This is a genomic window from Novosphingobium sp. PY1, from assembly GCF_017312445.1.
GTDB lineage: Bacteria > Pseudomonadota > Alphaproteobacteria > Sphingomonadales > Sphingomonadaceae > Novosphingobium.
This window is the reverse complement of sequence record NZ_BLTI01000001.1, coordinates 326634-338626: the sequence shown is the minus strand read 5'-3', so window position 1 is coordinate 338626 and position 11993 is coordinate 326634. Positions and strand designations below refer to the sequence as shown.

The following is an 11993-nucleotide window of genomic DNA, read 5'->3' as shown; positions in this document are numbered from 1 at the left end:
TCCCCGCTCCCAACCGCAAGCAAATGGACATTCAGCGCATGGCTTCATCCGCGATTATCCCGCTCAATCGCAGATCGTACGAAATTCCAGAGACAGCCAACGATGCCGAAGACGGCGCGGCAGGCGGCCGCGGCATTCCCATTCGAGCCATAAGCCGCGCGATCAGCGTGCTGCAGGCCATCAACCGCGCCGGTTCGCTGAACATGATGGAAATTTCGCAGGCCTCGCAGGTTCCCTATCCCACGGCCTGCCGGATCGTGCAGACGCTGCTGCACGAAGGCCTGATCGAGCGCGAGGAACGTCGCAAGCGCTATCGCCCGACCGCGCTTGTCCAGACGCTCTCGCACGGTTTTCAGGGCCACGGCGATCTGGTGCGGGCCGTTCACCCGCACATCGCCCAGCTCACCCGCGAGATCGGCTGGCCCATTTCGCTCTCAACCCATGTCGGCAGCACCATGGTCCTGCGCGATTCCACCCATTCGCTGACTTCGCTGACTTTCAACGAATACCATCCCGGCTACACGATGCCGATTCTCGACTGCGCGGCAGGCCTCGTCCATCTGGCTTTCTGCTCGGCAGACGAACGCGAAACCATACTGGAGAACCTCGAACGCTTCGGCGACGAGGAAACGCGCAACCTGCTTCTACTCCTGCGCGAAGGTGGATTGATCGATTCGGTGCGCAGCAGCGGGTATGCGGCTCGCGGCTACAATCGCTTCACTCTCAACCCGGGCAAGACCTCATCGATCGCCGTGCCGCTTCTCGTCGACAAGGACATCAGGGGCTGCCTGACGGTCGCTTTCTTCGCCACGACGATCGACATGCGGGACGCCGTGCGCGAGTTGCTGCCCAAACTGCGCGCATGCGCCCAGACTATCGGCAATGAACTGGCCAAGGAGGCCCGCGAGGACTGAACACAACGCCAAGACCCGAATATCCGGTCTCCACTGCGCCCCTTGCCCGCGGCAAAGCGGAGACGCCTTGAGATACTTGACCCTGGACGGCGCAATTACTGGCCCTTTGGGGTAAGTCCGAGGGCTTACTTGTGTGCCTGTGTTCACAATGAGACGATAGGCGCATCGGGGGAGTACGAATCCTACCAGTGCGACAGTCTCCCGGCGCCGAGGGTCATTTGCATGGTCTATCCTTCTGAACTGTCAGACTGGCGAGCGGACGGACCGCTCGACAAGGAGGCAATTATGGATGACCGCGACGAGGGTGCCGGGGAACGGTTCAACAAGGTAGCCGCGTTGGCCTATGCCCGTTGGGAGGCCCTTCGCGAAGATGACCAGTTGCCCTCGATCGCCCACAGCGCGATCGAGGAAACCCGCCTGTTCACGCCAAACTGCGTACAGGTGGCATGGGATCCGGAAATCACCTTGCCGACGATTTCCTATCTCGGCGAAGATCTTGCGCCGCAATTGGCGGAGATCTCCGGCGATCCTTGGCCGAACCTCCCGATCGAGAACCCGATAGTCCTGCTTTTGCATCGTATTTCGCAGCAGGCAGTCGAAGAAGCCGATGCGACGGAGTTCAAGGAATGCGTCACGGACTGCAATGGCATGGTCAGGGAATGCCGGGGACTGGCCCTACCCTTTCTCGGGCGCGAGCGCGGGACATTTCTGGTCGACGTCATGTTTAATCTCGACCAGCCCATACAGCCGCTCGAACAGGCCGAGGAGCTTGGCGAACTTCTGCTCGAACAGGAGTTCAATCCACAAGAGATGCCGCGTCTGGCAACAGCGCCGCAGCAACCGCCGGTGCTTTTCGTCTGCGTGTCCGGGGATCGCGACCGCGTTGCCGCACCGCTGCCGCAGCGCCCCCACGATGCGACCATGAAGCCGTATCTCCTGCCGATCAGTGCCGAGATACCGGCCGAGGACGAGGTAAAGGCGAGCAAGCTCGAGGAGGATGAGCCGCTCCTCCTGACCGAGACGTTCGAGGCGCCATCGGCGGACGAAAACCTGCTGATCAACTACGACGAGTTCCTGATGTCGCTGGAAGAGGCGCGCCATCAGGTCGAAGCGGCCAGTTCAAGCGAGGAACGATCGCATGTCGCCCTCTATAAGGCGATCGGCGCGGCCTATGACTTTTCACTCTATGCTCTCGACGCGCCCGACCGGCTGGAACGCATGGTTCTGGAAGCGGGTCTGACGATGCAGGCGCGTGCGCCGATGACACCGATCGTAAAACTGGTCTTCGGCAGCCATTACGATCGCTCGCGGCTTGCCGAATATGCAACTGCGCTGGCCCATGGCCGGCGCAAGGGCGTGGCGGCCGGTGGCTTCGTCGCCTATCTGCTCACCTACGATGGCGGACTCAAGGGCATCGTCAAGACCGAGCGCGCACGCAAGCGCAAGGTCGGGGCGCCGCGCCAGTCGAGGATGGAAAGGATCGAGAGCAAGCTGCGGGAGCTTCCCGCAGTACCCGCCCAGGCGATTACACCTAAAGGCGAAGAGTTCGCCCTCGTCATCGCCCGTCGCATGCCCGACGGCACCATCGCGCTGCTCGGCGAAGTGCCGAACGACGAAAAGCTGCTCTGCACGGCCGCGCAAAAGCTTCTGAAGTCATAGGTTTTCATTCGGGCTGACCGCATTGGCTTAACATCGCTGACCGGCCATACCCATTTCGCGTGCGACCTACCGAATCCGGCCATGGCCGGTTGTGCGAGCCCAGCCGGCAACGCGGAATAAAGGGGCATTCCCAAGGAACTATCCCCAGTCCTGCGGTACTTATCGCCCTCTACTTCGAACGCTCCGTCGCCTACTCCAAAAGCTCGCTGGCAAGCCAATCCGATCAACAGCATCCTGCCTCCCGTGAAGTTTCCCGCCCCCCCAGGTTTCGCCCGTTCGCGCATGGCGGCAACGCCGGCCAAACACGTGAAGCAGATGCTCCTCGACCGTGAGACGAAGTACGCGGTCGCGGGGGTCGTTCCCGTCTTCGTGATGGTGATGATGCTGGCCCACAGCGCCAGCCCGGCACCCACGCGCCACGAGGCGATACCGCGCCTCGGCGATACAGTTCCCCCGGCATCGGTCAGATCCGCGAAATTGGTCCAGGCCGCACTGCCGGCTTCACACTGGGTCGGCTCGCCGCAACAACCGGCCATGCTGACTGTGACCTATGCCAAGCCTCGCAGTGCAGCGCCGTTTTTCTACAAGGGGACGACCAGCGACCGCGAACGTGCTGTCAATTGCCTGGCCGCCGCTGCGTGGTACGAAGCCGGAAACGATCCGGAAGGACAGAGGTCGGTTATGCAGGTCGTCCTCAACCGCGTCCGCCACCCCACCTTTCCCAGTTCCGTGTGCGGCGTCGTGTTCGAAGGCAGCGAACGCACGACCGGATGCCAGTTCACCTTCACTTGCGACGGATCGATGCAGCGCCGTTTCCCCTCGCCGCGGCAGTGGACGCTGGCGCAGGCACTGGCGGAGAAGGCGCTGACCGGCTCGGTCGACGATACCGTCGGACAGGCCACGCATTACCATGCAGACTATGTCTCGCCCTGGTGGAGCGGCGCGCTGCAGCAGGTCAGCCAGATCGGTGCCCATATCTTCTACCGCTGGCCAGGCGGCCGCGGCCATCTCGCCAGGAACCGGAATTCGGGAGGCGAAGCGAATGAGGCCGAATTGGCACAGGGCCGGCCGCGGCCGGAAACGCAGGGCGAGACCGCCGCGCTCATCCCTCCGCAAGCGGCCGCACTCGGTGCAGCTGCGGTCTCGCCGGTCATCCCGGTCGGCGTCAGCCAAGCCCATTTGATCGGGCTCGACCCGACCTCGCCGAGTGGACCTTGGGCCGTCACTGCCCTGACCCAGTGCCTGAAAAAGCCGGCCTGCATGGTCATGGGGTACGGGCAAGGCTCTGAGCTGAGCCGCAACACGAACCTCATACCGGCGCAGATGGAGCGCCCGCTGTTCCTGTTCGTGCGCGATCGCGCCTCGGGAATGGAAGTCATTCTATGGGATTGCGATCGGACCGCCCGGCCCAGGGAGGATCAGTGCCTACCCAGGGATCGCAAGGCGCTAGACCAGCTCATTCGCAATCGCTGACCGCAAGCACTGACTGAACGGCACTCGAAAAATCGACATGTTCCGCAGTCCGGCGCGGCATTTCACGAACAAGGACCGGCCCTTAACAGGAATAGGCGGGCCGGGGATGGCCCGCCTGTTCAAGATCCGGTGACGGGTCGCCCAGGACGCCCCCGACACCTGTCCTCAGGCATGCAGTTCCATGTCGGACAGCCCGCGTGAGCTGGCCCAGATCGCAGCCTGAGTCCGGTTATGGACATTGAGCTTGCGAAGGATGGCCTTCACATGGACCTTGACCGTCGCTTCGCAAACCATGAGTTCGCGAGCGATAACCTTGTTCGAATAGCCTGCCATCAGGCAGCACAGAACATCAAGTTCGCGCGGTGAAAGGCGGGCTCGGTTGACTTCCTCGTCCGGCTTTTCCGCGGTACGCAGTACCGGCGTGAATGTCTGCTGCTCGAACACATCGACAAGATCGGGCGGCAGTACGCGTTCACCCATGGCGGCGAGCCGCAAGGATGTCGTCAGCGGCAATGCCTTCATCGAACGCACAATATACCCCTGTGCGCCGGACTGGAAGCATTCCAGCATCGTGTTGAAGTCGAATCGCTCCGACAGGATAACAACGGGAACGGTATCGAACCGCGCCTTCACCTTTTGCACCGCATCAGACTGGTCATCCGCGGCAATTCCATCGAGAACGAAGAAGAACTCGGCTCCGAAATCCTGCTTTTCGAGGTCCTTTATGGCCCCATAGGATCCGATAATGTTGAAGCCCTCTGACTTCAGGATATTACCCAGACCTTCCCTGGTTATTTCGCATTCGCTTACTAGACAGACGTCGCTGTACATGTGCAGTCCCCCCGATTGACCCCGCAGGGTAGTGCGACGGTCCAGCAGCATGCCGGACCGATCGGAAGCGCGACTCCATTTTTCTTATGCTGAGACGATGCGGCAACCTGATATGGGAATCAACTATCAGCTAACATGCTTAGTCGTATTATGGGACAAGCATGCCAGATACCTCCAGTAAAGGTACGCTTTTACATGGAGTTAAGGCCGATATAACTCTTTCTGGGTATATCCGAACGAAGAGTGCCGGAGTCCAGCTTTGGATCAGTTTGCAGCCCTCGGTTAACGGGTACTTGTGATCAGAAGAAAGATTCCTGGATGATGATGGTGTCTCCCGGTGCGATCTTCAGGGGCGTTCCGTCCAGTTTGATTCGCGTCGCGACTTGCGCGCTCTGGCGCTGAAGCTTGATCACGCGCTTGTTTGCCCGGGCCGTGAAGCCTCCCGCCTTCGCCACGGCCTGGTTGAGCGTAAGCTCTCCGCTATAGGGATATTCGCCCGGCTTGGTCACTTCCCCGAGGATGTAGAAGGGACGGTGCTCGGTCACCTCGACGGCCACCTTCGGCACGAGAACATAGCCCCCTTTCTGCAAGCGGGTGGAAATCGCCTTGGCCAGTTCACTGGTGGTCAGCCCGTTCACATCGACCGGATCGATCAGCGGAAAGGCCACGGCGCCATCGTCACCCACTTCGTAGTCGCCGGTGAGGGTCGGTTCGTCGAACACGGTTATGCGCAGCTTGTCTCCGGTCGATACCTGGTAACCGGAAACGAGCCCGGCGTTGGCCTCCTGTGCCGACCTGAGCGGCAGGCCTGCCTGAGCTGGCGCTGTTGCGAGCAGGGTGCCCAGAACGATTCCCGAAAGAAGCAGGTGGGACCTTTTGCAAAGTCTGCGATCCTGGGGACGCATCAACGATCTCCTCAATCCCGAAATGCAACAAACGGGGACGCGGACTCACTTATCGAGCCTCGCGTATGGCTATCGTAACCGCCAATTAAACAGCCTGAAACGACCATTTAGAGCGAATGGGAACACCACTCGGACGACCGGTTTAGCCTCATTGGGTAGAAAGGCGCTACACCGGATGCCCGGTTGTGCGGCACCCCAATCTGGGAAATCGTCAGGGTGCGGTCTGCGATCATTTTTGAACGCAGGCGGGTGGCAGGAATGACTGGTCGAATAGATCGAGAGATGCACACAACAAGCACAGACATGTCACGCAAGGGGAGCGAGGGGGATGAAGCATATGGCTCCTGCATTGCCGTGTCATCGTCCAGCGCCGCCGAGGCGGCGCTGATCTCGAAACCTCGATTCGAAGCGGTGCGCAGCGCCGCCGGGACCGCAGACACTGCGGTCCGGTCGAGGTTGATCACCGCACAGAGCGGAGATCCTCCCCGCTTCGGGCTGTGCCGGATACGTGACATCGTCTGCGCCCTCGCCCTCATCATCGCGCTCTTGCCTGTATTCGTCGTATTGATCGCCGTCATCCTCATAAATGACCCGGGTCCGCCGATATTCGCGCATCAGCGGGTGGGCAAGAACGGCCGTGCCTTCAAATGCTTCAAGCTGCGTTCCATGTACTGCGACGCGCAGGAGCGCCTCGTCGTCCTGCTGGCCAACAACCCGCAGATGCGGCGCGAATGGGAAGCCATGCACAAGCTGGCCGAAGATCCGCGCGTGACACCGCTCGGCGACTTCCTGCGCCGGACCAGCCTGGATGAACTGCCGCAGTTGTTCAATGTGCTGATGGGATCGATGACGCTCGTCGGCCCGCGGCCCATCGTCTATGACGAACTGCGGCACTACGGGCGCCATGCCTCGTGCTACCTGACCTCGAAGCCGGGCCTCACGGGCCTGTGGCAGGTGACCGGACGCAGCGAGGTTTCCTATCGTCGGCGGGTCGCAACCGACCGTCTCTATGCGCGGCGCAAGTCTTTCAAGCTCGACCTGCGCATTCTGCTCGCGACGATTCCGGCCGTGCTGGCTCGGAAGGGCGCTTGTTGATGGGGGAACGAAATCAGGTGAGCAGGCAGAAGACCAGAGCCCACAGAACAACCGCAGCGGGCAATGCAATCGCAAGGCCCCGCGCGAAACTGCGCCGTGGGCCACGCGAAGGCGCTTGCGCGGCGGATCGCTTCTCCGTGGTCGGTTTGGTCATGGCAATTACGCTATCCATCACAAGTCGCGCTCTACTCCTTTTGGGCAGCTTGATCCAGCCAATCTTAATCATTCCGGCTATCAGGCACCGAGTCAACGCACAAAGCGGCTTCGGGTTGCGCAAATCCGCGGGTTTTGCGGCGAATCGGACGCGCCTCTCGACGTCTCGATGTGTCGGCCTGCTGGAGACGATCCCGCTGATCCTGCGCCTGGCCTTCTCGCAAGGGGAACAGCGTGAAAGGCTGGTCCAGCAGGTGATCTACGTGGGCACCCCGGGCAGCGACAGGTCCAGGCCCTCGCTCGCGGCACGCGGCGCCATTTTCCTGGCCCTGCTTGCGATGCCGCGCCTTGCCTCGGCGCAGGCGGTCGACGTTGTCGAGACGCCCACCGACATCTTCGAGCCGGAACGCGGCGCCGGCGTACCGCTTTCCGGAAGCGTGCTGCTCTACAACACCTCGGTCCTTCAGGGCGTGTACGATTCCAACATCTACAACGTCGATCGGAACCGGACCAATGACACCAGCGCCCTCATCCAGTCCGAATTCCACCTGACCACGAACCTCGCGCGTCACGAAGCAGGCGTGCGCGCCGGGGTTACGGCCCGCAAATATTCGGATACATCCGCCGAGAATTCCACGACCTATCATGTCGACGGGCACGCCCATCTCGACCTGGGCGATCGCATCGACGTCTATGCGCGAGGCGGATATCTGCGCGGAATCGAGATTCGCGGCACCGCCGGGGACCAGTTCCTGACCGACCGCCCGGTCCGCTTCGACGACAAGTACGTCGAAGGCAGCATCGAACGCACCGGCGGCATTCTGGAAGCCGGCCTCGCCGGCTCCTTTACCCGCCGCAAGTACCTCAACGCGAGCGTCAACGACACGAGCATAGACCTGAGCTTTCGCGACGCCGAGATCAAGAAGGCCACGCTCAAGGCCAGCTATCGCCTGTCGCCGGTCATGCGGCTGTACAGCGAATTCTCGGTCAACGATGTCACTTACGACCAGAACCCGGGCGTCTCACGCGATTCCAGCGGCTATTCGGCGCTTGCCGGCATCCACTACGAAGTCAGCAAGCTGGTCGATGTGATCGCCGCGGTTGGCTATATTCACCAGAAGTTCGACGCACCGGGCACCAAGGCCGCAACCGGCCTGAACTACCGCGTCGAGGCAACCTGGACGCCGACACCGAAATGGAAGCTTACGGCCAGCGGCGAGCGGTTCGTCGATTCCAGCCCTTTGAGCGACATTCCCGCGATCGTGCGCAGCGATTTCCGGCTCAAGGTGCAACGTGCACTGGGCGACCGGATGCTCGTCGAGGCAGGGGCCGTCTACACCGGCGAAGATTACCGCGGACTGTCCGGAACCGATCGCCGCTACACCGGCTACGGCAACGTCCAGTACCGCATCACGAGGAACATCTCCGCCGTGGTCGAAGGCGGCTACCGCAAGCAGACCGGCGGCGCGAGCGGCCGCAGCTACAGCGGCGCATCGGTTTCGGCCGGCATAAGGGTCGCATTGTGACGATCCAGCCCGGCCATACGCGTACGGACCGCAATCCGCGCGCTGGAGAATGACAATGAGCGGATCACGTGAAATTGTTGCGTCCGGGGCCGAATCGGGCTCGTCGGCGCTCGAGAGGACCACCGGACGATCGCTGGCTTCGGCTGACCGCCTCGATCTCAGCGGAAGCATCAGCTTCTTCCGCCGACGCCTGAAGATCATCATCGCCTTCGCGCTGCTCGGCCTGCTGGCAGGACTGGCAATCAGCCTGCTGTCGAAGAAAGTCTATCGCGCGGAAGCGACCGTCATGCTGGTCGAGCAAAGCAGCGGCTTGCCCAGCGCGGATGACACCCCGACCGCCCCGGTGCCCCTGACCAGCCAGCTGGTCGACACCCAGGTGGAGATCATCAAGTCCCGCCAGATGGCGCGCCGCGTCGCCGATGCGCTGAAAATCGACAAGGGCCTGGATGCAGAGGAGCAGCGCACGCTCTTCGATCTCATGCAGGAAAAGGTGAATGCCCAGCGCACCGGCACCAGCTTCGCGCTGACGATTTCCTATGATGCCGCCGTGCCCAGCGATGCGCGCCAGATCGTCAACGAATACGCCCACCAGTTCGCGAACTGGCAGACCTCGCAGGACGAAGAGCGCAATTCGCAGATCCGCAAGCAGGTCGAGGACCGCCTCGTCAGCCTGCGCGAACAGGCCCAGGCCGACACCAGTGCGCTGCAGCAATACCGTATCGCCAACAACCTGCTCAGCACTTCGGGCGCATCGCTGACCGAACAGGAAATCTCCAACTACAATCTCGAGATGACACGCGCCCGGGCAGAGGCTGCCGAGGCCAGTGCGCGCCTGCAGACCGCACTGGGGCAGTTGCGCTCGGGCTCCTCCGGCGACGACGTCGGCGAGGCGCTGGATTCGCCGGTCGTCTCCTCGCTGCGCACGCAGGAAGGCACGCTGGCCGGCGAAGTGGCAAGCCTCGAAGCTCGCTACGGCCCCAATCACCCGCAGCTCATCCGCACGCGCAACCAGCTCGCGCAGGTTCGCCAACAGATCCAGGACGAGATCGGCCGGGTCATCTCCAACTTGCGCGCCAAGAAGGACGTATCGGAAGATCGCCTCGCCTCGATCGCCGGCAGCCTGTCGAACGCGCGCTCCAAGCTTGCTTCGAACAATGCGGCGATGGTTGGCCTCAGCGAGCTTGAGCGTTCCGCCGAAGCGTCGCAGGGCATCTACGAGACCTATCTCAACAGCTACAAGCAATTGCTCGCGGCCGAGGGCACCTCGAAGCCGATGGCCCGGATCCTCTCACTTGCCAACGATCCGATGAAGCCGATCTCCCCGAACCTGAAGCTGAACCTCGCGCTCGCACTGGTCATCGGTCTCGGGCTTGGCGTGATTGCAGCCTATATCGCCGATGCGCTGTTCCACGGCATCAAGTCGGCGCATGAGGTCGAACACGATCTGGGCGAGAACTGCCTCGCCTCGATTCCGCTCCTGGCCTCGGTCCACGAAGGCAAGCCACATGCCATTTCGGCAATCCGCGACAATCCCAAGTCGGTATTCACAGAATCCTTCCGGGTCCTGAGCACGGCCATCGACCAGGCGACGATGAACCGGGCGCAGGTCATTGCCATAACTTCGGCGCTTCCTGGCGAAGGCAAGACGGTGTTGTCGTGCTGCCTGTCCCATGTGCTGGCAGCCGACGGCGAGCGCACGATGCTGATCGACTGCGACTTGCGCCGCCGCGGGATCAGCCGCCTGCTCGACGTCGGCCCCGATCAGCCAGGCCTGATCGAGGTACTCAACGGCACTTCGCCGCTCGATGTGGAAGAGCTTCTGCGAGACCGCGTGCTGTGCGTCCTTCCGCTCGGGCCCAAATCCGACGGACCGGACAAGCTGCTGACTGGACAGCCCTTCATCGACCTGCTGGAAAAGCTGCGGCCGCATTTCGATCGCATCATCCTTGACCTGCCGCCGATCCTGCCGATCGCCGCCACCCGCTCGATTGCCTGTCAGGCCGATGCGGTCGTCCTCGCCGCGCATTGGTGCAAGACATCCAGCTTCGCGATCCGCACCGCCCGCGCGCGCCTGCCCAAGAAGCTGGTCAACGTCGTGGGCGTCGCACTCAACCAGGTCGATCTGCGCAAGAAAGCCTACTTCGACCGCGAGGACGTCTCATTCTACTACAGCAAGTACAGCGAGTACTATTCATGAACGTCGTCGCCAGCCGCAGCGACTGGCGCGCGTCCGCGGACGCCGCGCCATTCTCGCAGCCCCGCGTGGCGATAGTCCATTACTGGCTGGTTTCCATGCGCGGCGGCGAGCGGGTGCTGGAGCAGATGCTGGACCTCTATCCACAGGCGGACATCTTCACCCACGTCTACGATCCCGATGCAGTCTCCGCGAAAATTCGCGCGGCCAAAGTAACGACCAGCTTCATCGACCGCATGCCGCTCTCGAAGAAGCTCTACCAATACTACCTGCCGCTGATGCCGATGGCCCTCGAGGAACTGAACCTGAGCGGCTACGACCTCGTCATCAGCAGCGAAGCGGGGCCGTCCAAGGGCGTCATCACCGCGCCGACCGCGCTTCACGCCTGCTACTGCCATTCGCCGATGCGCTATTTGTGGGACCATTACCATCGCTACAAGAAGGAGGCGAACTGGTTGGCCCGCGGCGCCATGCCGATGATGTACCACCGGTTGCGCGCCTGGGATGTCAGCTCCAGCGCGCGCGTGGACCGTTTCGCGGCCAATTCCCAGTTCATCCGTCAGCGCATCCGCAAGGTCTGGCGGCGCGAGGCCGAAGTCATCCACCCGCCGGTCGAAACCGGTCTGTTCACGCCTTCGACCGAGATCGACGACTACTACCTCTGGGTCGGCCAGATGGTGCCCTACAAGCGCCCCGATCTTGCGGTGGACGCCTTCAATGCGAACGGGTTGCCCCTGCTCATGGTCGGCACCGGCGGCATGTCGAAAGCGCTCAAGGCGCGGGCCCGGCACAACATCCGCATCGTCGACCGGCTCGATTTCGCTGGGCTTGTCAAAGCCTATGCCCGGTGCCGCGCGCTGGTGATGACCGCGGAGGAGGATTTCGGCCTCACTCCGGTCGAAACCATGGCATCGGGACGCCCTGTCGTCGGCTACGCGCGCGGAGGCCTGCTCGATACGGTCGAACACGGCCGGACCGGGATCTATTTCGAAAGCCAGGAAACCGATGCACTGGTCGACGCGGTCGCGGCAATGGAGGCGTTTCTGCCCGAGTTCGACCCCCGCCATGCGATCCAGCGTGCGGCACAATTCTCACCGCAGAGTTTCGGACAGAAATTCAGGCAGTTCACCGAGCTGGAGCGCGCATAGCACCCAACAATTGCAAGTTTCGCATGATATTGCGGGATCAGCCAATGAACGCGTGAACAACACATTGGGACACCGTACCGATAACGAGGTGCCTG

9 protein-coding genes are annotated in these 11993 nt (G+C 62.1%); 7 read left to right on the top strand and 2 right to left on the bottom strand.

Annotated features, from left to right (window positions below):
* The first annotated feature begins 38 nt into the window (after nucleotides 1-38).
* From J3474_RS01560 to J3474_RS01550, 3 genes are all read left to right on the top strand, one after another.
* Nucleotides 39-914 (top strand): helix-turn-helix domain-containing protein, encoded by an 876-nt coding sequence (locus tag J3474_RS01560; protein ID WP_013832364.1) that lies wholly within the window; start codon nucleotides 39-41, stop codon nucleotides 912-914.
* A 285-nt stretch (nucleotides 915-1199) separates the two neighbouring features.
* Complete coding sequence (locus tag J3474_RS01555; protein ID WP_148274954.1) at nucleotides 1200-2573, top strand: hypothetical protein; 1374 nt, start codon at nucleotides 1200-1202, stop codon at nucleotides 2571-2573.
* A gap of 243 nt (nucleotides 2574-2816) precedes the next feature.
* The gene (locus J3474_RS01550) at nucleotides 2817-4046 is read left to right on the top strand and encodes a cell wall hydrolase (protein ID WP_242528132.1); all 1230 of its coding nucleotides are present in this window, start codon (nucleotides 2817-2819) and stop codon (nucleotides 4044-4046) included.
* A gap of 165 nt (nucleotides 4047-4211) precedes the next feature.
* Here the strand turns inward: J3474_RS01550 and J3474_RS01545 are convergent, their stop codons facing one another.
* Together J3474_RS01545 and J3474_RS01540 are read right to left on the bottom strand one after the other, a co-directional pair.
* Entirely contained in the window at nucleotides 4212-4877 is a 666-nt protein-coding gene (locus J3474_RS01545) for a response regulator transcription factor (protein WP_013832360.1), read from the bottom strand.
* Between the two features lie 299 nt (nucleotides 4878-5176).
* Complete coding sequence (locus J3474_RS01540; protein WP_013832359.1) at nucleotides 5177-5782, bottom strand: polysaccharide biosynthesis/export family protein; 606 nt, start codon at nucleotides 5780-5782, stop codon at nucleotides 5177-5179.
* A 303-nt stretch (nucleotides 5783-6085) separates the two neighbouring features.
* Between J3474_RS01540 and J3474_RS01535 the strand changes: the two genes are divergently transcribed.
* The 4 genes from J3474_RS01535 to J3474_RS01520 all read left to right on the top strand — a co-directional run bounded on the left by J3474_RS01535 (nucleotide 6086) and on the right by J3474_RS01520 (nucleotide 11898).
* A complete protein-coding gene (locus J3474_RS01535; RefSeq protein ID WP_207092862.1) occupies nucleotides 6086-6877 on the top strand; it encodes a sugar transferase in 792 nt (263 codons plus the stop codon).
* Between the two features lie 269 nt (nucleotides 6878-7146).
* The gene (locus J3474_RS01530; RefSeq protein WP_242528131.1) at nucleotides 7147-8556 is read left to right on the top strand and encodes an outer membrane beta-barrel protein; all 1410 of its coding nucleotides are present in this window, start codon (nucleotides 7147-7149) and stop codon (nucleotides 8554-8556) included.
* Nucleotides 8557-8611: 55 nt separating this feature from the next.
* Nucleotides 8612-10753: a Wzz/FepE/Etk N-terminal domain-containing protein gene (locus tag J3474_RS01525; protein ID WP_013832356.1), complete on the top strand. Its 2142-nt coding sequence runs from the start codon at nucleotides 8612-8614 to the stop codon at nucleotides 10751-10753.
* Nucleotides 10750-11898 carry a glycosyltransferase gene (locus J3474_RS01520; RefSeq protein WP_207092861.1) on the top strand — a complete coding sequence of 383 codons (1149 nt, stop codon included), beginning with the start codon at nucleotides 10750-10752 and terminating at the stop codon, nucleotides 11896-11898. The genes J3474_RS01525 and J3474_RS01520 overlap by 4 nt, the downstream gene beginning before the upstream one ends.
* Nucleotides 11899-11993: the final 95 nt, after the last annotated feature.